We start from the raw sequence: 24,852 nt of genomic DNA, 5'->3' as shown, positions 1-24,852 counted from the left end.
AAAGTTAGGCATAATAAATGCATTGTAAGATGACAAACTTAGCAATATCACGAGAAGTAAGTCATGCAGATGAAACATTTAATTATCCTAGCACTGATAGGTATTGTCATTTTACTAGGTTTCAATATCATCAATGGTAATCGCCATGAACAGAATAGAGCAGTAGTGGCAAACAGTGTCACGCCTACGTCGACCACCACGGTTGTTCCTCATCAAGATACCAACCATTCAGTAGATGTAGCAAGCCAGCCTTTGGGGAAACAGCCTAAAGCTATCATGGATAATGCGACTAGCCAAATAAACCAAGCACAGAAAGCCGACCAAGAACGCTTAGATCAGGTGATCAATACTCAGTAGTTCACTAGAAGCACATAAATTAGAAGCATAAAAAAAGGCTAAAGATAACCTTAGCCTTTTTTTTGATTTAAGATTTAAACATCAATTTAGCTCTTTTTGCTAGCACCTTTACTGTTCCGGCTACTGCTTTTCTTAGCTGAGCTTCTCTTAGGCTGGCCTTTCTTTGTTTGATTCATCTCACTAGATTGCAACTTGGCTTTTAAATCAAAGTCAATTTGGAGCAAATCCATATTGACACCAGCGACTTTTACTTTGACCAAATCACCAAGTCCAAACAAAGTGCCTTTGTCTTTGCCGATAAGCTGCTGCTGCTGTTCATCATAGACAAAGAAATCATCACCGACATTTGAGATATGTACTAGACCATCGATATATAGATCAGTCAACGTCACAAATAGGCCAAAGCTAGTCACTGTAGTAACGACACCATCAAATTCTTCGCCTACATGATCTTTCATGTAATGACATTTAAGCCAAGATTCTACAAAACGTGAAGCCTTTTCAGCACGGCGTTCGGTATCTGAAGTCTGCGTACCTGCACCATCAAGAGAGAAGTCCATGACGGGATGCTGACTATTAGTTACTTTCGCTTTAATGGCACGATGTAGCATCAAGTCAGGATAGCGGCGAATCGGTGAAGTGAAATGGCTATATTCATCATATGCCAAACCAAAGTGACCGATGTTATCAGGTGCGTAGTTGGCCTGCATCATCGAGCGTAGTAACATGCTGTGGATACTAACCGCATCAGGACGATCTTTCGTGGCTTCAATAATGCGTTGATAATCCGCTTGCGTTGGGCTTTCTTCTGGAAAGCTTAAACCAAAGTTTTTTGCGTATTCATGAACACGCATTGATTTTTCGCCATCAGGCTTATCGTGATTACGATATAGTACAGGTAGCTCGTTTTTCAATGCAAAGTTTGCCGCACAGGTATTGGCAAGTAACATGCACTCTTCGATGAGCTTATGAGCATCGCCACGAGTACGTGGCAAGATAGCCGCGATACCGCCTTTCTCATTAAACTTAATATAAGTCTCAACAGTTTCAAATTCCATCGCATGACGTTCTTCGCGCTTTTTAATGAGCAAGTCATATAACTGATGTAGCGTATCGACAGATTTTTTGACATCTTTATTATCTGTCAATGATTTTGGAATGCTGTCATCTTTTGGATTGGCAAAATAATCATTGACTTGGTTATAAGTTAAACGTGCTTGTGAATGCATGACCCCAGGATAGAATTCGTAACCTGTCACCTTGCCAGCACGCGATATTTTGATATCGGCAACCATACATAATCGATCAACTGAAGGGTTAAGCGAACACAAGCCGTTCGACAGTACTTCAGGCAACATTGGGATGACGCGATGCGGGAAATAAACTGAAGTACCACGTTCATAAGCATCTTGATCAAGTGGAGAGTTTGGCGTCACATAATGGCTAACATCAGCAATAGCGACCAGTACGCGATAGTTACCGCCAGAGCGTTTTTCAGCGAACACGGCATCATCAAAGTCACGCGCATCTTCACCATCAATAGTTACTAACGGCAAATCACGTAAGTCGGTACGACCCTTTAAGTCTTTTTTACTAGGCTCTCGGTAGTCGTTAGCTTGCTTAAGTGCCGCTTCGCTAAATTCAGACGGAATATCGTAATTAAGTAGAGTCGTCTCAATGATCAGCTCACGATCATTATCATCGCTAAGTACTTCGGTGATCTTACCAGTAGCAAACTCATGCTGATTAGGCCAGTCAATGACATCAACTTTAACCGGATCGCCTTTCTTAGCACCTAACTCTTGTATGTTATCTTCGGTGACTGTAATCGGCTGATGATTGTTAGGACTGCCAAGCTCAACACAGTAGCCATCTTCATCACGAGCAAGCGTACCGATAAAATGGTTTTGATGACGTTCGGTTACATCAACAATACGGCCCTCAGTACGACCACGGTTGTCTGTCGACGTACCAATAGCATTGACCGTATCACCGTTGAACACCCAACGCATTTGCTTTTCGTGCAGGAACAAATCTGGCATATCTGCCAACACGACAAAGCCAAAACCTTTTGGGTGAGCAGATACTGTACCAGTGACAACATCTTGCTGCGTGACTGTACGAAAGCGATAAGGACGCCCTTCGCGGTTAACTTGGCCATCACGAGCCATTGCTTTTAGACGATTACCCAACGCATCAAATTGATCAGGATCATTGATATCGAAAGCTTTTGCCAGCTGCTGATGTGTCGCTTCACCGTGTTCAGCGATCGTGTGTAATATCAGCTCACGACTAGGGATAGGATTATCGTATTTTTGTGCCTCGCTTGAGGCGTTTGGATCATTCCAACTCATAAATTACCGTATCTATTTTTAAAATTATTAATAATGGCTATCTTAACACGAACAACAGATTAATATCTTGCGTCAATGATGTTATGTGTATTTGACAGCATGCTTTTACTGGACAAACTGCTGTATCAAATATCGATATCAGTAGCACCAGATTTGTTTGTAATCTTTTTACTATCTATTTCTTTTGAAACTTCAAGCACAGTGGTTTGGTTAGATTTGTCCAAGTATTTTTGCGCTTTATCCACTTCAGTCGTCAAAGTATTAACGGTTTGCTTCATATTTTCTAGTGCTTCAATTTTATAATTACTAATCATATCCATCGTATCGTAGACATTATTGAAAGCATTTTGTAGTTTATCAAGCTCAATAGTGCTACTGGTCGCTTGTTCATGAATTTCACCAGATTGGCGTTTAAGCATAGCTGAGGTAGACTCAATCAGACTACTAGTCGTTTTATTTAACGCTGTAATTTGATCTAAGACTAGCTTTTGATTTGTCATGGCTTGCGCTACGACTACTGCAGTACGCAATGCCGAAATGGTAGTAGTGGTAGCGCGATCAACCCCTTTAATAAGCTCTAAGTTATTTTTGCGAATGGTATCTAACGCTAAATAGCCTTGTACGTTAACAGCCAGCTGAGTCAAAAAATCAGTATTTTTTTGGCGTACATAAAATAGCATTTCTTCTTTAATGATACGTGCTTTTTCAGGGTCAGTAGCTTCTAGAGCATAGACCTTCTGCTCTAACTGTTCGTCAATCTTTTTACCAACATAGATATACTGACGAATAGATTGCATCAAATCCCACATATTGACTTTTTCTTGCTCAATCATGGCATTGTCTTTGAGTAGCTCGTCTTTACCATTGTATAGACTGGTCACCACTGCATTGATATGTGATTGCGCCGATTCATATTGGCGGAAATAATCTTGTACTTTATTGCCAAATGGAATGAGACCGAATAGTTTGCGTGAGCTGGTCAGCTCTTTTTTACTCGGATCCAAATCTTCTACAATACCGCGTAATTCAGTAAGAGATTTGGCAATCGGTGAGTTATCAAACAAGCTATCGTTGATACTCTTGGCAGGAAGTTCCAGCATCCGATTAGATACTTGTGCAGATTCACGGATTTCCTTAGTGCCCAAGTTATGAATGGATTGCAAGTTTTGCTGAAAGTCAGGACCATGCACTGGGTTGGTAATGACATGATCAACGAAAGCATCGACTTTGGCATCAAGCTCTGGAATTTGGCTCTCATCCAACTTAACCATCTGATCTGCCTCACTTTTTTCTATTTCTTTTACAGGAGCTGGAGGAGTCAGAGAGATACTTGGCGTATTCGTATTTTCTGGAGGTGTTAGTTCTTGCATAAGTTTTCCTATAGATAAGTAATAGATCAAATATTTTGGATTACTAAATAATTTTGATTATTGTCCATTATTCTAATTCAAACAGCAATTATAGGAGCTGAGAGTCTATTAATTGAATTATAGTTATTAAGTTGTTGTTAATAGAAAATGCGGAATAGATTTTAAGATTACCGTGTAACCAAAGAGTCGTGAAGGCTGATTTTGTAAAACTATGTGGTAATTAGAATAATAAATTTATGACAAACAATAGTAAAAAACCATCAATATCCCGCAGCATATTGATGGTCAAAAATAAAGACAAGTAAATATGGCAAGCTTAAATATTCGCCGTCCAATTACCTTTTCTTGGTAGGCCCAAGCAGCATACCCATTTGTCGACCTTCCATTTTTGGATGTTGTTCGACGTTTGAGATATCGGCAGTATCTTCAATGATACGTTCAAGTTGCTTACGACCAATGTCTTGATGCGCCATTTCGCGACCACGAAAGCGAATACTAACTTTAACTTTGTCTTGGTCTTCCAAAAAGCTAACGATTTTTTTCAGTTTTACCTGATAATCAGCTTCTTCAGTACTAGGACGCAGTTTCATCTCTTTAAGCTGAGTTTGCTTTTGGTTTTTCTTGGCCTCTTTCGCTTTTTGCTTCTGATCATAAAGGAAATGCTTATAATCCATGATCTTACATACTGGCGGCTTGGCATCCGGCACTAATTCAACTAAGTCTAGATTTTCATCACGTGCCGCTTTCATAGCGGTATCGATATCGACCACGCCCATTTGTTCGCCGTCTTCTCTGACAAGACGAACTTCCTTAACACTGATATCTTCATTGGTGTTCAGACGGTTTGACTGTTTAATAGGTATTACTCCTGATCTGTTTTTTGATTCTGACGGCCTTTTTCGGCAACGGCAGTCTGTACTAATTTGATGAATTCAGGGACAGTCATCACGCCTAGGTTTTCACCTTCGCGGGTTCGGACATTGACGCTGCCTGATTCAACTTCTTTATCCCCTAATACTAGCATATAGGGAATACGTTCTAATGTTTTCTCTCGTATCTTAAATCCAATCTTTTCGTTACGCAAGTCGCTAACTGCACGTAAACCTGCATTTTTTAGCTCATTAACGACATTTTTACAACTTTCTGCCTGTTTATCGGTAATATTCATAACAACTACTTGTTGCGGAGCAAGCCAAACAGGCATCCATCCAGCGTAGTTTTCGATAAGTATACCAATAAAGCGCTCAAACGAACCTAAGATTGCACGGTGCAACATAATAGGTACTTCGCGCTCATTTTGCTCATTAACAAATTCAGCATCGAGACGTTCAGGCATATTAGGATCGACCTGAATAGTACCGCACTGCCATACGCGACCTAAACTATCTTTAAGACTAAATTCAATCTTAGGACCATAAAATGCCCCTTCGCCCGGTAGATAATCCCAGTCAAGACCTGAGCTATCAAGAGCATCAGCTAAGGCTTTTTCAGCGAAGTCCCATGACTCATCGCTACCAACCCGTTTTTCAGGACGAGTTGAAAGCTTCATAATGATATTATCAAAACCAAAATCTTCATAAACAGCAAGGGTTAGCTTAATAAAGTCTGCCACTTCTTGCTGAATTTGTGCTTGGGTACAGAAGATATGCGCATCATCTTGTGTAAAGCCGCGTACGCGCATCAAACCATGTAGTGAGCCTGATGGTTCGTTACGGTGACATGAGCCAAACTCAGCCATACGTAATGGCAGGTCACGATAAGACTTTAAGCCTTGGTTAAATACTTGTACGTGACACGGACAGTTCATCGGTTTTACCGCATAATCACGGTTTTCACTCGACGTAGTAAACATGTTGGTCGCATAGTTGCCCCAATGTCCAGAACGCTCCCATAAACTACGATCAACGATTTGCGGCGTTTTGATTTCTTCATAGCCGTTATCATATTGTACCTTACGCATATATTGCTCAAGTACTTGATAAATCGTCCATCCATTAGCATGCCAAAATACCATGCCTGGGGCTTGTTCTTGCATATGAAATAGATTTAACGCTTTACCGATCTTACGATGGTCACGTTTTTCTGCTTCTTCGATACGTTGGATATATGCTTTTAGCTGTTTTTTGTCTGCCCAAGCAGTACCATAAATACGTTGTAGCTGTTCATTCTTAGCATCACCGCGCCAATAGGCACCTGACATTTTAGTCAGTTTAAATACTTTTAAGAAACGTGTATTAGGTACGTGAGGACCACGACACATATCCACATACTCTTGATGATGATACAAGCCAAAAGCTTCTTCACCTGGCATATCATTAATTAATTTGAGCTTATAATCCTCACCACGTTCTTCAAATATCTTTATTACTTCAGCACGTGGCGTCATTTTCTTGATGACATCATAATCTTGCTTAATAAGCTCCATCATGCGTTTTTCAATTTTTTCCATATGCTCAGGTGTAAACGGCGTCTCACTATATATATCGTAATAAAAGCCATCATCTATGACAGGGCCAATGACCATTTTAACGTCAGGGTAGAGCTGTTTAACAGCGTGACCTAACAAGTGAGCACATGAATGACGAATAATATCGACACCGTCATCGTCTTTTGGGGTAATAATCTCAACCTTAGCATCAGAGACGATAGGATCGTAAGCATCAACTAGATGACCATCTACACGTCCAGCGACCGTGGCCTTAGCAAGACCCGCCCCAATGCTTTGTGCCACTTCCATGACTGTAGTATTGCCTTCGAAGTTTTTGACGCTTCCATCGGGTAAAGTAATCGCTACCATAATCTATTCACCTGTTTTTGAGTCCGTTGGCAGTGATGATTGCAACTATCAATCATATGACCGTGAGACCACATAAATTATATACGTTAAACGTGATACGTTAAGAGATACAGGCATTATTCGAACACGTTTAGCTCATATATAGCTGTTTGGTTGTTTATCCAACCTACTAATACAGCTAATACATAAAAAAAACGCAGCAACATGCCCTTTAAATACGGTTAACTGACAGTGCAAGACAAGTAATGCCATTAGGGCAACTACTATAACAAAAACCATCTATAAACACTAGGCGGCAAGGGTTAGAGAGATAGTTCACCTAGACTATAGGAAATATAATATCTAATGAAGATATTGTTGAACACATGACAAACAGATAATGGCTATATTATAAGATAAGGCTAATCGAATAACCTATGCATTTATAAACTACCTATGTCTCTTACTTCTCACTATATATAGTTCTACTTCTATTATAAGCAGCATCTATATATAGTCACTGTCTATAATATCAATAGTGTCGATAGATAAGTCGATACAGACTAAAGAAAGATGCATATCAAAAAAGTTAAAGATAATAGGTCATAGGAATTATAAAAGTACTCCAAACCGTATGATCTAGTAGTCTACCTAGATCTAAATAGCGATTCTTAGTATATTATACAGGCATTAGAAAATACCTTTCATTGTAACCTATTGAAAAACATCTGTTATTTTATATTTCTTAGAATTAATCTAAAAAGCTTAGAAAAAGCGGTTGACACCCAGCTCAAACTGTCTATAATACGCCCCACAGCAAGGGAATAGCAGCGAAATTAGTAAGAAGGTTTACTACTAACGAAGCGACTATCTTACTGAAGAACTTAAAATAAAAGCTTGACAGATCAAATCATTATGATATGATAGTCGGCTCGCTAGATAGGTTAAGCCATAACGGTTTAAGGTTATTTAGCAAAGAGAAGTACCCTATATATCAACTACTGGACGACAGTAGATTGACACTATTTAAAAGCATAACTAAAGAACAACTTGTGTGGATTTTTGCTGATTCAGAATGCTAAAAAATAAAGTTGACTATCTTTTCTTTTCGGGAAGATTATTAACTATAAAAATTATCATTTAAGACAGCAGAAAAACTCAAAGTTAATTCATTACGAACATAATTTTTAGCGATTTGCCAGATTAAATGAGCCAAGTTTAGAAGTCTCTTTAAAGGACTTCATAGCAAGATTAAACTGAAGAGTTTGATCATGGCTCAGATTGAACGCTGGCGGCAGGCTTAACACATGCAAGTCGAGCGGTAACATTTCTAGCTTGCTAGAAGATGACGAGCGGCGGACGGGTGAGTAATACTTAGGAATCTACCTAGTAGTGGGGGATAGCTCGGGGAAACTCGAATTAATACCGCATACGACCTACGGGAGAAAGGGGGCAACTTGTTGCTCTCGCTATTAGATGAGCCTAAGTCGGATTAGCTAGATGGTGGGGTAAAGGCCTACCATGGCGACGATCTGTAGCTGGTCTGAGAGGATGATCAGCCACACCGGAACTGAGACACGGTCCGGACTCCTACGGGAGGCAGCAGTGGGGAATATTGGACAATGGGGGCAACCCTGATCCAGCCATGCCGCGTGTGTGAAGAAGGCCTTTTGGTTGTAAAGCACTTTAAGCAGTGAAGAAGACTCCGTGGTTAATACCCACGGACGATGACATTAGCTGCAGAATAAGCACCGGCTAACTCTGTGCCAGCAGCCGCGGTAATACAGAGGGTGCAAGCGTTAATCGGAATTACTGGGCGTAAAGCGAGCGTAGGTGGCTTGATAAGTCAGATGTGAAATCCCCGGGCTTAACCTGGGAACTGCATCTGATACTGTTAGGCTAGAGTAGGTGAGAGGAAGGTAGAATTCCAGGTGTAGCGGTGAAATGCGTAGAGATCTGGAGGAATACCGATGGCGAAGGCAGCCTTCTGGCATCATACTGACACTGAGGCTCGAAAGCGTGGGTAGCAAACAGGATTAGATACCCTGGTAGTCCACGCCGTAAACGATGTCTACTAGTCGTTGGGTCCCTTGAGGACTTAGTGACGCAGCTAACGCAATAAGTAGACCGCCTGGGGAGTACGGCCGCAAGGTTAAAACTCAAATGAATTGACGGGGGCCCGCACAAGCGGTGGAGCATGTGGTTTAATTCGATGCAACGCGAAGAACCTTACCTGGTCTTGACATATCTAGAATCCTGCAGAGATGCGGGAGTGCCTTCGGGAATTAGAATACAGGTGCTGCATGGCTGTCGTCAGCTCGTGTCGTGAGATGTTGGGTTAAGTCCCGCAACGAGCGCAACCCTTTTCCTTAGTTACCAGCGGGTTATGCCGGGAACTCTAAGGATACTGCCAGTGACAAACTGGAGGAAGGCGGGGACGACGTCAAGTCATCATGGCCCTTACGACCAGGGCTACACACGTGCTACAATGGTAGGTACAGAGGGCAGCTACACAGCGATGTGATGCGAATCTCAAAAAGCCTATCGTAGTCCAGATTGGAGTCTGCAACTCGACTCCATGAAGTAGGAATCGCTAGTAATCGCGGATCAGAATGCCGCGGTGAATACGTTCCCGGGCCTTGTACACACCGCCCGTCACACCATGGGAGTTGATTGCACCAGAAGTGGATAGCTTAACCTTCGGGGAGGCGTTCACCACGGTGTGGTTGATGACTGGGGTGAAGTCGTAACAAGGTAGCCGTAGGGGAACCTGCGGCTGGATCACCTCCTTATAGATGGCATTCGGTCAGCAAGAATTCACAACAAGTTGTTCTTTAGTTTAAGCTAGTTTATTAAAGCCTAGGCGTGATATATATGCGCTCTATAGGCCTGTAGCTCAGCTGGTTAGAGCACCGTGTTGATAACGCGGGGGTCGGCAGTTCAAGTCTGCCCAGGCCTACCATTATTTCAGGGGCCATAGCTCAGTTGGTAGAGCGCCTGCCTTGCACGCAGGAGGTCAACGGTTCGACTCCGTTTGGCTCCACCATATAATAAACTATTCTTTAGTATGCAAATAAATAAGTAGATGTATAAATAGAAACAAGTGATTCAGCCAATAGGCATTGATTACTTCTTTCTGTTTTATACAGAATCTGTGACTCGACGAGAGCACAGAGACTATTTAAAAACATAGATATGAGTCTGGGTTAGGAACACGTGTTCACGCGTTGTTTCTAACCTTAATAATCGACCTCTTAACGACATCAGTTGTTATCCCAGGGGTTGATTATTAAAAAAGTAAAGAGAACTGAATCAAGCGTATAAACATAGGTGATATCGTTATCATAATTAGATTGTAGAACACTTAGGAATCTAACTCTATTTATAGAGAAAGACTACTTGGGGTTGTATGGTCAAGTAATGAAGCGCACATGGTGGATGCCTTGGCAGTCAGAGGCGATGAAAGACGTGACAGCCTGCGATAAGCTTCGGGGAGGCGGCAATATCCTGTGATCCGGAGATTTCTGAATGGGGAAACCCACTTACCATAAGGTAGGTATCTTGTACTTGTACAAGAAGCGAACGAGGGGAAGTGAAACATCTCAGTACCCTTAGGAATAGACATCAAATGAGATTCCCCAAGTAGCGGCGAGCGAACGGGGAGAAGCCGATTAGTGCTAATGTAGAAGAACAGCGTGGGAAAGCTGACCGTAGTAGGTGATAGTCCTGTATTCGAAACATTAGCGTTAACATATTAAGTAGAGCGGGACACGAGAAATCCTGTTTGAAGATGGGGGGACCATCCTCCAAGGCTAAATACTCCTGACTGACCGATAGTGAACCAGTACCGTGAGGGAAAGGCGAAAAGAACCCCTGTGAGGGGAGTGAAATAGAACCTGAAACCGTGTGCGTACAAGCAGTGGGAGCCTTAATTTATTAGGGTGACCGCGTACCTTTTGTATAATGGGTCAGCGACTTATGTTCTGTAGCAAGGTTAACCGTTTAGGGGAGCCGTAGGGAAACCGAGTCTTAATAGGGCGTTTAGTTGCAGGGCATAGACCCGAAACCGAGTGATCTATCCATGAGCAGGTTGAAAGTGCCGTAACAGGCACCGGAGGACCGAACCCACTGTCGTTGAAAAGCCAGGGGATGACTTGTGGATAGGGGTGAAAGGCTAATCAAACTCGGTGATAGCTGGTTCTCCCCGAAAGCTATTTAGGTAGCGCCTCGGACGAACACCATTGGGGGTAGAGCACTGTTTCGGCTAGGGGGTCATACCGACTTACCAAACCGATGCAAACTCCGAATACCGATGAGTGATATCCGGGAGACACACAGTGGGTGCTAACGTCCATTGTGGAGAGGGAAACAACCCAGACCGCCAGCTAAGGCCCCAAATTCCTAGTTAAGTGGGAAACGAGGTGGGAAGGCATAGACAGCTAGGAGGTTGGCTTAGAAGCAGCCATCCTTTAAAGAAAGCGTAATAGCTCACTAGTCGAGTCGGCCCGCGCGGAAGATGTAACGGGGCTCAAACTAGGAGCCGAAGCTGCGGATTTGAATTTGTTTTCAAGTGGTAGGGGAGCGTTGTGTAAGCCTGTGAAGGTGTATCGTAAGGTATGCTGGAGGTATCACAAGAGCGAATGCTGACGTGAGTAACGATAATGCGAGTGAAAAGCTCGCACGCCGGAAGATCAAGGGTTCCAGTCCAACGTTAATCGGGGCTGGGTGAGTCGACCCCTAAGGCGAGGCCGAAAGGCGTAGTCGATGGGAAATCGGTTAATATTCCGATACTTGTTTATAATGCGATGGAGGGACGGAGAAGGTTATGTCAGCCTGGCGTTGGTTGTCCAGGTGAAAGGATGTAGGTTTATAGCTTAGGTAAATCCGGGCTATTTTATACCGAGATCTGATAGCAAGCTGTACTTGTACAGCGAAGTGGCAAATACCATGCTTCCAGGAAAAGCTTCTAAGCAATAGTTATAAACGAATCGTACCCTAAACCGACACAGGTGATCAGGTAGAGAATACCAAGGCGCTTGAGAGAACTCTGCTGAAGGAACTAGGCAAAATGGTACCGTAACTTCGGGAGAAGGTACGCTGTTGATGGTGATAGGACTTGCTCCTTGAGCTGTTGGCAGTCGCAGATACCAGGCTGCTGCAACTGTTTATTAAAAACACAGCACTCTGCAAACACGAAAGTGGACGTATAGGGTGTGATGCCTGCCCGGTGCTGGAAGGTTAATTGATGGGGTTAGCGTAAGCGAAGCTCTTGATCGAAGCCCCAGTAAACGGCGGCCGTAACTATAACGGTCCTAAGGTAGCGAAATTCCTTGTCGGGTAAGTTCCGACCTGCACGAATGGCATAATGATGGCAGCGCTGTCTCCAGCAGAGACTCAGTGAAATCGAAATCGCAGTGAAGATGCTGTGTACCCGCGGCTAGACGGAAAGACCCCGTGAACCTTTACTACAGCTTTACATTGAACTTTGACCTGACTTGTGCAGGATAGGTGGGAGGCTTTGAAGCCGAGACGCTAGTCTCGGTGGAGCCAATCTTGAAATACCACCCTGGTCATGTTGGGGTTCTAACTCAGGTATAACAATACCGAGGACAATGTATGGTGGGTAGTTTGACTGGGGCGGTCTCCTCCTAAAGAGTAACGGAGGAGTACGAAGGTGCGCTCAGACCGGTCGGAAATCGGTCGTAGAGTATAAAGGCAAAAGCGCGCTTAACTGCGAGACCCACAAGTCGAGCAGGTACGAAAGTAGGTCTTAGTGATCCGGTGGTTCTGTATGGAAGGGCCATCGCTCAACGGATAAAAGGTACTCTGGGGATAACAGGCTGATACCGCCCAAGAGTTCATATCGACGGCGGTGTTTGGCACCTCGATGTCGGCTCATCTCATCCTAGGGCTGAAGCAGGTCCTAAGGGTATGGCTGTTCGCCATTTAAAGAGGTACGCGAGCTGGGTTTAGAACGTCGTGAGACAGTTCGGTCCCTATCTACCGTGGGCGTTGGAAATTTGAGAGGATCTGCTCCTAGTACGAGAGGACCAGAGTGGACGAACCTCTGGTGTTCGGGTTGTCACGCCAGTGGCATTGCCCGGTAGCTACGTTCGGATGGGATAACCGCTGAAAGCATCTAAGCGGGAAGCCCACCTCAAGATTAGATTTCCCTAAAGAGCCGTTCAAGACTAGGACGTTGATAGGCAGGGTGTGGAAGCACAGCGATGTGTGTAGCTAACCTGTACTAATTGCTCGTTTGGCTTGACCATACAACACCCAAGTGGTTTGTATACAAGTCTAATTAATCTATCTTGTATGAGCTGTAGTGGCTTATAAAGTAAGAATATTTCGATATCACCTTAAACCTTGATTCAGTTAGGTTTATGTTGACAGGCCTCAAGTAATATTGAAGTCATAAGAACAACAACAGACTCATATCTAACCCCCTTTGCTGACGACAATAGCACGATGGCCCCACCTGATCCCTTCCCGAACTCAGAAGTGAAACATCGTTGCGCCAATGGTAGTGTGGGTCCGCCCATGTGAGAGTAGGTCATCGTCAGCTCTCTATTCCTGAAAACCCCCCGACTAGTTATCTAGACGGGGGGTTTTCTTTGTCTTTAATAAATTCTTTTATAATCTAATAATTTAACGTCTATAAGTCTACTCAAATTGATTTTTTACTGTATTGAGATTGTTGGTTAGGGATATGAATGCTAAATTTACAAGATAATAAATTGTTATGCGTATAGTTTCGATTATTCTTCTGTATATATCCAGCTTGACGCTCTTGTGACCTTATCAAACAATATACTTATTCTATGTTGTTAGTAGAGTTACTATTTATTTAGCTTATTTAAAACGATATATTTCAATGAGTTATTATATATATAAAATAAACTCTACAAAGCCCCTTGACCCTCAGCTGAAACCGCGTATAATGCGTCCCAGTCGGAAGGGAAGGCAGTTTAATAATTGGTTGACCACTTATTGAGAACACTCCTAGGTAAATTACTTTTAATTCAGTTTAAAATAAAATAATTTACTGCTTGACACCTCGTTAAAAGGGTCTATAATACGCCCCTCAATGAGACAAACGGCAATGATTGCAGTGTATTATTACACAACAATAACCCAATTAACTTATTGAAACGAAACGAAATAAAAGCTTGACAAATCAAATCATCATGATATGATAGTCGGCTCGCTAGATAGGTTAAGCCATAACGGTTTAAGGTTATTTAGCAAAGAGAAGTACCCTATATATCAACTACTGGACGACAGTAGATTGACACTATTTAAAAGCATAACTAAAGAACAACTTGTGTGGATTTTTGCTGATTCAGAATGCTAAAAAATAAAGTTGACTATCTTTTCTTTTCGGGAAGATTATTAACTATAAAAATTATCATTTAAGACAGCAGAAAAACTCAAAGTTAATTCATTACGAACATAATTTTTAGCGATTTGCCAGATTAAATGAGCCAAGTTTAGAAGTCTCTTTAAAGGACTTCATAGCAAGATTAAACTGAAGAGTTTGATCATGGCTCAGATTGAACGCTGGCGGCAGGCTTAACACATGCAAGTCGAGCGGTAACATTTCTAGCTTGCTAGAAGATGACGAGCGGCGGACGGGTGAGTAATACTTAGGAATCTACCTAGTAGTGGGGGATAGCTCGGGGAAACTCGAATTAATACCGCATACGACCTACGGGAGAAAGGGGGCAACTTGTTGCTCTCGCTATTAGATGAGCCTAAGTCGGATTAGCTAGATGGTGGGGTAAAGGCCTACCATGGCGACGATCTGTAGCTGGTCTGAGAGGATGATCAGCCACACCGGAACTGAGACACGGTCCGGACTCCTACGGGAGGCAGCAGTGGGGAATATTGGACAATGGGGGCAACCCTGATCCAGCCATGCCGCGTGTGTGAAGAAGGCCTTTTGGTTGTAAAGCACTTTAAGCAGTGAAGAAGACTCCGTGGTTAATACCCACGGACGATGACATTAGCTGCAGAATAAGCACCGGCTAACTCTGTGCCAGCAGCCGCGGTAATACAGAGGGTGCAAGCGTTAATCGGAATTACTGGGCGTAAAGCGAGCGTAGGTGGCTTGATAAGTCAGATGTGAAATCCCCGGGCTTAACCTGGGAACTGCATCTGATACTGTTAGGCTAGAGTAGGTGAGAGGAAGGTAGAATTCCAGGTGTAGCGGTGAAATGCGTAGAGATCTGGAGGAATACCGATGGCGAAGGCAGCCTTCTGGCATCATACTGACACTGAGGCTCGAAAGCGTGGGTAGCAAACAGGATTAGATACCCTGGTAGTCCACGCCGTAAACGATGTCTACTAGTCGTTGGGTCCCTTGAGGACTTAGTGACGCAGCTAACGCAATAAGTAGACCGCCTGGGGAGTACGGCCGCAAGGTTAAAACTCAAATGAATTGACGGGGGCCCGCACAAGCGGTGGAGCATGTGGTTTAATTCGATGCAACGCGAAGAACCTTACCTGGTCTTGACATATCTAGAATCCTGCAGAGATGCGGGAGTGCCTTCGGGAATTAGAATACAGGTGCTGCATGGCTGTCGTCAGCTCGTGTCGTGAGATGTTGGGTTAAGTCCCGCAACGAGCGCAACCCTTTTCCTTAGTTACCAGCGGGTTATGCCGGGAACTCTAAGGATACTGCCAGTGACAAACTGGAGGAAGGCGGGGACGACGTCAAGTCATCATGGCCCTTACGACCAGGGCTACACACGTGCTACAATGGTAGGTACAGAGGGCAGCTACACAGCGATGTGATGCGAATCTCAAAAAGCCTATCGTAGTCCAGATTGGAGTCTGCAACTCGACTCCATGAAGTAGGAATCGCTAGTAATCGCGGATCAGAATGCCGCGGTGAATACGTTCCCGGGCCTTGTACACACCGCCCGTCACACCATGGGAGTTGATTGCACCAGAAGTGGATAGCTTAACCTTCGGGGAGGCGTTCACCACGGTGTGGTTGATGACTGGGGTGAAGTCGTAACAAGGTAGCCGTAGGGGAACCTGCGGCTGGATCACCTCCTTATAGATGGCATTCGGTCAGCAAGAATTCACAACAAGTTGTTCTTTAGTTTAAGCTAGTTTATTAAAGCCTAGGCGTGATATATATACGCTCTATAGGCCTGTAGCTCAGCTGGTTAGAGCACCGTGTTGATAACGCGGGGGTCGGCAGTTCAAGTCTGCCCAGGCCTACCATTATTTCAGGGGCCATAGCTCAGTTGGTAGAGCGCCTGCCTTGCACGCAGGAGGTCAACGGTTCGACTCCGTTTGGCTCCACCATATAATAAACTATTCTTTAGTATGCAAATAAATAAGTAGATGTATAAATAGAAACAAGTGATTCAGCCAATAGGCATTGATTACTTCTTTCTGTTTTATACAGAATCTGTGACTCGACGAGAGCACAGAGACTATTTAAAAACATAGATATGAGTCTGGGTTAGGAACACGTGTTCACGCGTTGTTTCTAACCTTAATAATCGACCTCTTAACGACATCAGTTGTTATCCCAGGGGTTGATTATTAAAAAAGTAAAGAGAACTGAATCAAGCGTATAAACATAGGTGATATCGTTATCATAATTAGATTGTAGAACACTTAGGAATCTAACTCTATTTATAGAGAAAGACTACTTGGGGTTGTATGGTCAAGTAATGAAGCGCACATGGTGGATGCCTTGGCAGTCAGAGGCGATGAAAGACGTGACAGCCTGCGATAAGCTTCGGGGAGGCGGCAATATCCTGTGATCCGGAGATTTCTGAATGGGGAAACCCACTTACCATAAGGTAGGTATCTTGTACTTGTACAAGAAGCGAACGAGGGGAAGTGAAACATCTCAGTACCCTTAGGAATAGACATCAAATGAGATTCCCCAAGTAGCGGCGAGCGAACGGGGAGAAGCCGATTAGTGCTAATGTAGAAGAACAGCGTGGGAAAGCTGACCGTAGTAGGTGATAGTCCTGTATTCGAAACATTAGCGTTAACATATTAAGTAGAGCGGGACACGAGAAATCCTGTTTGAAGATGGGGGGACCATCCTCCAAGGCTAAATACTCCTGACTGACCGATAGTGAACCAGTACCGTGAGGGAAAGGCGAAAAGAACCCCTGTGAGGGGAGTGAAATAGAACCTGAAACCGTGTGCGTACAAGCAGTGGGAGCCTTAATTTATTAGGGTGACCGCGTACCTTTTGTATAATGGGTCAGCGACTTATGTTCTGTAGCAAGGTTAACCGTTTAGGGGAGCCGTAGGGAAACCGAGTCTTAATAGGGCGTTTAGTTGCAGGGCATAGACCCGAAACCGAGTGATCTATCCATGAGCAGGTTGAAAGTGCCGTAACAGGCACCGGAGGACCGAACCCACTGTCGTTGAAAAGCCAGGGGATGACTTGTGGATAGGGGTGAAAGGCTAATCAAACTCGGTGATAGCTGGTTCTCCCCGAAAGCTATTTAGGTAGCGCCTCGGACGAACACCATTGGGGGTAGAGCACTGTTTCGGCTAGGGGGTCATACCGACTTACCAAACCGATGCAAACTCCGAATACCGATGAGTGATATCCGGGAGACACACAGTGGGTGCTAACGTCCATTGTGGAGAGGGAAACAACCCAGACCGCCAGCTAAGGCCCCAAATTCCTAGTTAAGTGGGAAACGAGGTGGGAAGGCATAGACAGCTAGGAGGTTGGCTTAGAAGCAGCCATCCTTTAAAGAAAGCGTAATAGCTCACTAGTCGAGTCGGCCCGCGCGGAAGATGTAACGGGGCTCAAACTAGGAGCCGAAGCTGCGGATTTGAATTTGTTTTCAAGTGGTAGGGGAGCGTTGTGTAAGCCTGTGAAGGTGTATCGTAAGGTATGCTGGAGGTATCACAAGAGCGAATGCTGACGTGAGTAACGATAATGCGAGTGAAAAGCTCGCACGCCGGAAGATCAAGGGTTCCAGTCCAACGTTAATCGGGGCTGGGTGAGTCGACCCCTAAGGCGAGGCCGAAAGGCGTAGTCGATGGGAAATCGGTTAATATTCCGATACTTGTTTATAATGCGATGGAGGGACGGAGAAGGTTATGTCAGCCTGGCGTTGGTTGTCCAGGTGAAAGGATGTAGGTTTATAGCTTAGGTAAATCCGGGCTATTTTATACCGAGATCTGATAGCAAGCTGTACTTGTACAGCGAAGTGGCAAATACCATGCTTCCAGGAAAAGCTTCTAAGCAATAGTTATAAACGAATCGTACCCTAAACCGACACAGGTGATCAGGTAGAGAATACCAAGGCGCTTGAGAGAACTCTGCTGAAGGAACTAGGCAAAATGGTACCGTAACTTCGGGAGAAGGTACGCTGTTGATGGTGATAGGACTTGCTCCTTGAGCTGTTGGCAGTCGCAGATACCAGGCTGCTGCAACTGTTTATTAAAAACACAGCACTCTGCAAACACGAAAGTGGACGTATAGGGTGTGATGCCTGCCCGGTGCTGGAAGGTTAATTGATGGGGTTAGCGTAAGCGAAGCTCTTGATCGAAGCCCCAGTAAACGGCGGCCGTAACTATAACGGTCCTAAGGTAGCGAAATTCCTTGTCGGGTAAGTTCCGACCTGCACGAATGGCATAATGATGGCAGCGCTGTCTCCAGCAGAGACTCAGTGAAATCGAAATCGCAGTGAAGATGCTGTGTACCCGCGGCTAGACGGAAAGACCCCGTGAACCTTTACTACAGCTTTACATTGAACTTTGACCTGACTTGTGCAGGATAGGTGGGAGGCTTTGAAGCCGAGACGCTAGTCTCGGTGGAGCCAATCTTGAAATACCACCCTGGTCATGTTGGGGTTCTAACTCAGGTATAACAATACCGAGGACAATGTATGGTGGGTAGTTTGACTGGGGCGGTCTCCTCCTAAAGAGTAACGGAGGAGTACGAAGGTGCGCTCAGACCGGTCGGAAATCGGTCGTAGAGTATAAAGGCAAAAGCGCGCTTAACTGCGAGACCCACAAGTCGAGCAGGTACGAAAGTAGGTCTTAGTGATCCGGTGGTTCTGTATGGAAGGGCCATCGCTCAACGGATAAAAGGTACTCTGGGGATAACAGGCTGATACCGCCCAAGAGTTCATATCGACGGCGGTGTTTGGCACCTCGATGTCGGCTCATCTCATCCTAGGGCTGAAGCAGGTCCTAAGGGTATGGCTGTTCGCCATTTAAAGAGGTACGCGAGCTGGGTTTAGAACGTCGTGAGACAGTTCGGTCCCTATCTACCGTGGGCGTTGGAAATTTGAGAGGATCTGCTCCTAGTACGAGAGGACCAGAGTGGACGAACCTCTGGTGTTCGGGTTGTCACGCCAGTGGCATTGCCCGGTAGCTACGTTCGGATGGGATAACCGCTGAAAGCATCTAAGCGGGAAGCCCACCTCAAGATTAGATTTCCCTAAAGAGCCGTTCAAGACTAGGACGTTGATAGGCAGGGTGTGGAAGCACAGCGATGTGTGTAGCTAACCTGTACTAATTGCTCGTTTGGCTTGACCATACAACACCCAAGTGGTTTGTATACAAGTCTAATTAATCTATCTTGTATGAGCTGTAGTGGCTTATAAAGTAAGAATATTTCGATATCACCTTAAACCTTGATTCAGTTAGGTTTATGTTGACAGGCCTCAAGTAATATTGAAGTCATAAGAACAACAACAGACTCATATCTAACCCCCTTTGCTGACGACAATAGCACGATGGCCCCACCTGATCCCTTCCCGAACTCAGAAGTGAAACATCGTTGCGCCAATGGTAGTGTGGGTCCGCCCATGTGAGAGTAGGTCATCGTCAGCTCTCTATTCCTGAAAACCCCCCGACTAGTTATCTAGACGGGGGGTTTTCTTTGTCTTTTATTCCTAATGACTGGTGCAGCAAATCCTATTTATCTGAACAATTTAAAACAACCCAACTGTCTCCACTATCTCTTCAAAGTCGAATCCTAGCTGCTCGCCTTTACGCTGCCTCATCTGCTCGACACGCTGCTTACGTCCAACGATTAGCCGTAGCACCTCACGACGCTGTTCCGTCGTCATGTTATGCCATAACTGACGCTCAGGGCGACTACGCAAGCAGCCAAAGCAATAGCCTTTTCTATTGCTTTGGCAAACACCAATGCATGGATTGGCAATCTCGAACAGTTCAAACTGCTGATTCATGGCTGCTCCATCGCTATTATCGTTATTCCTTTAACGTCGATAATCTCATTGTAAACCACTATTATGTCGCAAATACTGAATAATAGCGTGCCGTTTTATTGTTACTGTTTTTGGTGACTCAATGCTATGCTGAGTCTTTATTATCCATATATAGTAATCATAACAAAATGAATAAGTGAGATTATACGTGAACGTTATTTATATTCATGGGTTAGACAGCGATGCTAACTCTACTAAGGGCAGGTTGTTAGAAGATTATTGTCGCCAGTACCAACCTGATATCAATGTATTACGCCCTGATTTAAATAAAACGCCTGACCAAGTTTTCAGCCAAATACTGTCGTTAATCGAAAGTTTAAATAAAAAAAACAAAAATGCTGAAGGTGAGCAATTTGAATCGTCAAATACGGTATTGGTCGGTAGCTCATTAGGCGGTTATTTTTCTACCTTAGTCAGTAACCATACAGGTTGCCCAGCGCTATTGTTAAACCCTAGTACTCAACCCCATGCTACCCTGCAGCGATTTGCCAATGAATTTATATTGGATAGTAATAACGATGACAAAGCATCGAAGAATCAGATTCTTTATACCACAACAGGTGGCTGGCCAATAACGGTAGCAGATTTAGAATGGTTTGCAGACAATCAGCTATTAAAAATTAATTATCCTGATAAAGTTTCTGTTTTAATTAAAGAAGGTGATGAATTATTAGATCCTAATCTGTCCAAAACCTTTTACCAACAGCAAGGAGCGACAGTAGCTTTGCAAGCGGGTGGTGATCATAGATTTAGTGACTTCGGTGAGCAATTGCCAATGGTAATTGGTATGCTACGGCAGTTGCTATAAGTTCCAATGGAAATTGACATAGAGAATTAAACAGACGACATTATATGACGTGAGCGACTGACTGTTAACGTTAATGTCGCTATTTTTCGTTATAATGGTTCGATAGAATTAATCGCACGTGAATAGTTAAGGATGCATTTGTGAGTGAGTATAATGCGCAATCGTTAGAAGTTTTAGAAGGACTTGAGCCAGTACGTCGTCGACCAGGTATGTATACCGATACCACCCGCCCCAATCATTTGGCGCAAGAGGTCATTGATAACTCAGTTGATGAAGCATTGGCTGGTTATGCCAAGATTATTAAAGTTCAATTGCATAGTGATGGATCATTATCAGTCGAAGATGATGGTCGCGGTATGCCGACCGATATTCATCCTGAATTTGGTCAGTCAGGGATTGAGCTGATTTTAACCCGTTTACATGCAGGTGGTAAATTTTCGACCTCGAATTATGAGGTTTCAGGCGGCTTGCATGGCGTGGGTATCTCTGTCGTCAATGCCTTATCAACGCGAGTTGAAGTAACGGTATGGCGTGATAGTACGCAGTTTGATATGGCATTTGAGAATGGCGCGCCAGTAACAACTCTTACCGAAACAGTAAGCTCGAATAAGCGTAAGCGTGGTACTAGAGTTCGTTTTTGGGCAGATGGTAGTTTCTTTGATACCCCTAAATTTAATGTAAAACAGCTCAAGCATAATTTAAAAGCCAAAGCAGTCTTAGCAGCTGGGCTGACGATTGAGTTCGTTGATGAAATTAATAATGAGAAAGTCATTTGGCAATTTACTGACGGGGTCGTTGAGTATTTAGACGAGCAACTAGATGGTCTAGAAACGTTGCCTGAAGCACCATTTTATTATCATCATGAGGCTAAAAAAGGTGCACGTGCTGGCATTACCTTTGCGCTGTCTTGGTTGCCTGATGGCGGTACGCCGATTCAAGAGAGTTATGTCAATCTTATCCCGACTGCGCAAGGCGGTACGCACGTTAATGGATTGCGCACGGGTATTTTAGAAGCGTTACGTGAGTTTTGTGACATTCATAACTTACTGCCACGTAGTGTAAAGCTGACCGCAGAAGATGTGTGGGATGGGGTTAATTATATCCTGTCGCTTAAGTTTTCTGAGCCACAGTTCTCGGGTCAAACCAAAGAGCGTTTATCTAGCCGAGAAGCTGCTGGAGCAGTACAAACGCTGGCGAAAGATGCGTTTAGCCTATGGTTAAATCAGCATGCAGATATGGGTACTCAAATTGCCGAGCTGGCTATTAATAAGGCTGGACGTCGCCTAAAATCGGCAAAAAAAGTCGCCCGTAAAAAAATTACTCAAGGTCCAGCATTGCCCGGTAAATTGGCAGATTGTCGTGGTGATTTGCGTGATGGGGCAGAGCTATTCTTGGTGGAAGGTGATTCTGCGGGCGGTAGTGCTAAACAAGCAAGAGATCGTCATTATCAAGCAATACTGCCACTGCGCGGTAAAATCTTAAATACGTGGGAAGTGTCGTCAGATACCGTACTATCAAGCCAAGAAATTCATGATATTGCTATTGCCATTGGTGTCGACCCTGCCTCTGATGATTTATCCGAGCTACGCTATGACAAAGTATGTATTTTAGCGGATGCGGACTCTGATGGCCTACATATTGCAACGTTAATTTGCGCGTTATTCGTCAAGCATTTTCCGGCCTTGGTTGATGCCGGTCATTTATTTGTAGCGATGCCGCCTTTATATCGAGTGGACGTGGGTAAAGAGGTTCATTATGCATTGGATGAACCTGAGCTTGCACACATTTTAGCCAAGGTTCCTGGCAATAAAAAAGCGCAAATTACGCGTTTTAAAGGGCTAGGTGAGATGAGTGCAGAGCAGCTGCGCGAGACAACGATGAATCGTGATACTCGGCGCTTAGTGCAATTAGATATGGACGACATGGTACTAACTAATAGCGTGATGGATATGCTATTAGCGAAGAAACGTGCTGCTGATCGTAAATCATGGCTTGAGAACAAAGGCAATCTAGCGAATATTCCGTTATAGATATTTACTATTATCAAAAACTAGATTTGTGGTTATAGCGCCTTACAACTTGTGCATAGTTATGTGGCGCTAAAATTTTGCAAAAGGCAGTTTAGTCGCGTTAGCTTAATGCTATTATATTAATATACCTTATTATGTGGTGCCTTTATGACATCCAATTCTGTTACTCGTTCTAATTCTATAGGTTCTAAAGCATTGTCTAAACTTCCTAAACTTAGCAAAAAAGACTTGGGCAACTTGGTTCCAAGACGTGGTAATAAAGTAGCGCCAGTATTAGCTTCAGCCCTGTTAAAAGCATCTGGTTGGCGAACGGTTGGGGAGATTCCGAATATTCCACAGGCAGTAGTCTTGGCACTTCCACATACTTCTAACGTTGATGGTGTCTATGCAATCCCTAGCTTGTTTGCATTAGACTTGCAGATTAGTATTATGGGTAAGCACACTTTATTTAAGATACCAGTCCTTGCTCAGCTACTACGTTGGATGGGCGTTGTTCCAATTGATCGTGGCAATAAAGGTTCAGTCTTGCAAGCGAGTATTGATAAGTTCAAAACTGGAGAGCCGCTATTTTTAGGGTTGTCACCTGAGGGTACACGTCAATACACCAAAGATTGGAAGACAGGTTTTTATTATTTAGCATTAGGTGCTAATGTGCCAATCTTGCCGGTAGCCATGGATTATAAAACTAAAGAAATACGATTTATGTCTTTAGTGCATCCTACTGGAGATATTACAGCTGATTTACCAAAAATTTATGGCCAATATCAGGGAGTGGTACCAAGATATCCTGAGCGCTTATCGCAGCCGCTACAAGACGTTAATAATTTAGCTGATTAAGTTTTTCGTTACAGCAGGTCATTATTAGTTATCCATACCTAAAAAGCCCCTGATACTAGAATATCAGGGGCTTCTTTTTTATTTTGAATGAATAAGATTCAGTTTTGATTGGTTTATCTTCATATTAAAAATGTGGCTGACCATTGGAAGCGCTAACACCACCATCGACCGGTAAATTAACGCCAGTAATCATGGAGGCATCATCGCTTGCTAAAAAGGTAATAGCAGCTGCAATATCTTCAGGAGTAGCAAGGCGCCCTAGTGGGCAACGATTTAAGAACTGATCGGTCTTGGTATCGTTGTCCTGAATAGCAGTAGTCATACTCGTTTCAGTAACGCTTGGATTGACCGCATTGACACGTACTCCATCAGGACCATGATCTAAGGCTAGTGTACGGGTTAGATTTGTAACACCAGCTTTAGCAGCATTGTAGGCGGCCATGTTCCAATCACCGCCGATACCTGATAGTGATGAGACATTGATGATATTACCTTTGGTCTTAATCAAGTGCGGCATAGCAGCCTGACAGACATAGAACGTACCATTCAAATTGACATCAATTGCTGATTTCCAATCCTCAGCTGACATCTCTGTAATTTTGCCTTGCGTCGCTTTACCAGCGTTATTTACCAATACATCAATCTTTTCAAACTTTTCTATGGCTCGTTTTACCATTTCTTGCACTTGGCTTTGTACACTGATGTCGCAAGTGATAGTTAGATAGTTGTCAGTATGAATCCATGTACGATCTTGTGGAAACTCTTTTGCAGTCTCCTCCAAAGTTTCCGCAGTGCGTCCTACTAAGACGACGCTGGCACCTTCTTGAGCAAAGCGAATGGCAGTAGCACGGCCAATACCAGAGCCTGCACCTGTAACGATAACCGTTTTTTCTTTAAAACGTTTCATAGTCTTCAATCCTTGTTATTATAAGATAGTAACTAAACAAGTAAAATCAATTAATATATTCTAGAGTCGCTTATGATCTGTAAAACGAGCAGCTAGTTATGCTGTTATTATGCCATCATAACAACTCATTGCTTTGAAAGCGACAGCAAAGCAGCGCTCTATAATAGTC

Annotated in this window: 10 protein-coding genes, 4 tRNA genes and 6 rRNA genes; 14 read left to right on the top strand and 6 right to left on the bottom strand. The window is 43.8% G+C overall.

The window, feature by feature from the left end:
• Positions 1–69: 69 nt before the first annotated feature.
• The gene (locus AK825_RS13745; protein ID WP_227514082.1) at positions 70–357 is read left to right on the top strand and encodes a hypothetical protein; all 288 of its coding nucleotides are present in this window, start codon (positions 70–72) and stop codon (positions 355–357) included.
• A gap of 86 nt (positions 358–443) precedes the next feature.
• On the opposite strand, the gene rnr is transcribed toward AK825_RS13745, so the two are convergent.
• From rnr to thrS, 4 genes are all read right to left on the bottom strand, one after another.
• Positions 444–2,711 (bottom strand): ribonuclease R, encoded by a 2,268-nt coding sequence (gene rnr / locus AK825_RS13740; RefSeq protein WP_068038641.1) that lies wholly within the window; start codon positions 2,709–2,711, stop codon positions 444–446.
• A gap of 125 nt (positions 2,712–2,836) precedes the next feature.
• Entirely contained in the window at positions 2,837–4,081 is a 1,245-nt protein-coding gene (locus AK825_RS13735; protein WP_068038638.1) for a toxic anion resistance protein, read from the bottom strand.
• 335 nt (positions 4,082–4,416) lie between these two features.
• Positions 4,417–4,920 carry a translation initiation factor IF-3 gene (gene infC, locus AK825_RS13730; RefSeq protein ID WP_068038635.1) on the bottom strand — a complete coding sequence of 168 codons (504 nt, stop codon included), beginning with the start codon at positions 4,918–4,920 and terminating at the stop codon, positions 4,417–4,419.
• A 23-nt stretch (positions 4,921–4,943) separates the two neighbouring features.
• Positions 4,944–6,878, bottom strand: coding sequence for a threonine--tRNA ligase (gene thrS / locus AK825_RS13725; protein ID WP_068038632.1), 1,935 nt, complete (start codon positions 6,876–6,878; stop codon positions 4,944–4,946).
• Between the two features lie 1,232 nt (positions 6,879–8,110).
• Between thrS and AK825_RS13720 the strand changes: the two genes are divergently transcribed.
• The 10 genes from AK825_RS13720 (at position 8,111) to rrf (AK825_RS13675) (ending at position 19,700) form a co-directional block, all read left to right on the top strand.
• Positions 8,111–9,649 (top strand): 16S ribosomal RNA (locus tag AK825_RS13720).
• A 93-nt stretch (positions 9,650–9,742) separates the two neighbouring features.
• Positions 9,743–9,819, top strand: a tRNA-Ile gene (locus tag AK825_RS13715).
• 8 nt (positions 9,820–9,827) lie between these two features.
• A tRNA-Ala gene (locus AK825_RS13710) sits at positions 9,828–9,903 on the top strand.
• A gap of 365 nt (positions 9,904–10,268) precedes the next feature.
• Positions 10,269–13,129, top strand: a 23S ribosomal RNA gene (locus tag AK825_RS13705).
• A 181-nt stretch (positions 13,130–13,310) separates the two neighbouring features.
• Positions 13,311–13,425: ribosomal RNA gene (gene rrf / locus AK825_RS13700) — 5S ribosomal RNA — on the top strand.
• A gap of 960 nt (positions 13,426–14,385) precedes the next feature.
• Positions 14,386–15,924 (top strand): 16S ribosomal RNA (locus AK825_RS13695).
• A 93-nt stretch (positions 15,925–16,017) separates the two neighbouring features.
• Positions 16,018–16,094, top strand: a tRNA-Ile gene (locus AK825_RS13690).
• A gap of 8 nt (positions 16,095–16,102) precedes the next feature.
• Positions 16,103–16,178 (top strand) — tRNA-Ala (locus AK825_RS13685).
• A gap of 365 nt (positions 16,179–16,543) precedes the next feature.
• Positions 16,544–19,404: ribosomal RNA gene (locus AK825_RS13680) — 23S ribosomal RNA — on the top strand.
• A gap of 181 nt (positions 19,405–19,585) precedes the next feature.
• A 5S ribosomal RNA gene (rrf, locus tag AK825_RS13675) occupies positions 19,586–19,700 on the top strand.
• Together the 16S, 23S and 5S rRNA genes with 4 tRNA genes alongside form the textbook arrangement of a ribosomal RNA operon.
• A gap of 101 nt (positions 19,701–19,801) precedes the next feature.
• Here the strand turns inward: rrf (AK825_RS13675) and AK825_RS13670 are convergent.
• Positions 19,802–20,062 carry a DUF1289 domain-containing protein gene (locus AK825_RS13670; RefSeq protein ID WP_068038629.1) on the bottom strand — a complete coding sequence of 87 codons (261 nt, stop codon included), beginning with the start codon at positions 20,060–20,062 and terminating at the stop codon, positions 19,802–19,804.
• 187 nt (positions 20,063–20,249) lie between these two features.
• Between AK825_RS13670 and AK825_RS13665 the strand changes: the two genes are divergently transcribed.
• The 3 genes from AK825_RS13665 (at position 20,250) to AK825_RS13655 (ending at position 23,776) form a co-directional block, all read left to right on the top strand.
• Positions 20,250–20,909, top strand: coding sequence for a YqiA/YcfP family alpha/beta fold hydrolase (locus AK825_RS13665; RefSeq protein WP_068038626.1), 660 nt, complete (start codon positions 20,250–20,252; stop codon positions 20,907–20,909).
• Positions 20,910–21,049: 140 nt separating this feature from the next.
• Entirely contained in the window at positions 21,050–22,939 is a 1,890-nt protein-coding gene (gene parE / locus AK825_RS13660) for a DNA topoisomerase IV subunit B (RefSeq protein WP_068038624.1), read from the top strand.
• 147 nt (positions 22,940–23,086) lie between these two features.
• Positions 23,087–23,776, top strand: a complete 690-nt coding sequence (locus AK825_RS13655) for a lysophospholipid acyltransferase family protein (RefSeq protein ID WP_068038621.1) — start codon at positions 23,087–23,089, stop codon at positions 23,774–23,776.
• Positions 23,777–23,900: 124 nt separating this feature from the next.
• Here the strand turns inward: AK825_RS13655 and AK825_RS13650 are convergent, their stop codons facing one another.
• Positions 23,901–24,683: an SDR family oxidoreductase gene (locus AK825_RS13650; protein ID WP_068038618.1), complete on the bottom strand. Its 783-nt coding sequence runs from the start codon at positions 24,681–24,683 to the stop codon at positions 23,901–23,903.
• Positions 24,684–24,852 lie beyond the last annotated feature (169 nt).

Origin of the sequence: Psychrobacter sp. P11G5, assembly GCF_001593305.1 — a bacterium.
Classification (GTDB): domain Bacteria; phylum Pseudomonadota; class Gammaproteobacteria; order Pseudomonadales; family Moraxellaceae; genus Psychrobacter.
Note: the sequence above shows the minus strand (reverse complement) of the source record. Positions and strands in the feature narration are given on the sequence as shown.

Excerpts from the sequence above, each read along its gene's own strand:
- thrS (WP_068038632.1), bottom strand. The coding sequence starts at position 6,878 with ATGGTAGCGATTACTTTACCCGATGGAAGCGTCAAAAACTTCGAAGGC.
- AK825_RS13650 (WP_068038618.1), bottom strand. The coding sequence starts at position 24,683 with ATGAAACGTTTTAAAGAAAAAACGGTTATCGTTACAGGTGCAGGCTCT.
- AK825_RS13670 (WP_068038629.1), bottom strand. The coding sequence starts at position 20,062 with ATGAATCAGCAGTTTGAACTGTTCGAGATTGCCAATCCATGCATTGGT.
- AK825_RS13735 (WP_068038638.1), bottom strand. The coding sequence starts at position 4,081 with ATGCAAGAACTAACACCTCCAGAAAATACGAATACGCCAAGTATCTCT.
- rnr (WP_068038641.1), bottom strand. The coding sequence starts at position 2,711 with ATGAGTTGGAATGATCCAAACGCCTCAAGCGAGGCACAAAAATACGAT.
- AK825_RS13745 (WP_227514082.1), top strand. The coding sequence starts at position 70 with ATGAAACATTTAATTATCCTAGCACTGATAGGTATTGTCATTTTACTA.
- AK825_RS13655 (WP_068038621.1), top strand. The coding sequence starts at position 23,087 with ATGACATCCAATTCTGTTACTCGTTCTAATTCTATAGGTTCTAAAGCA.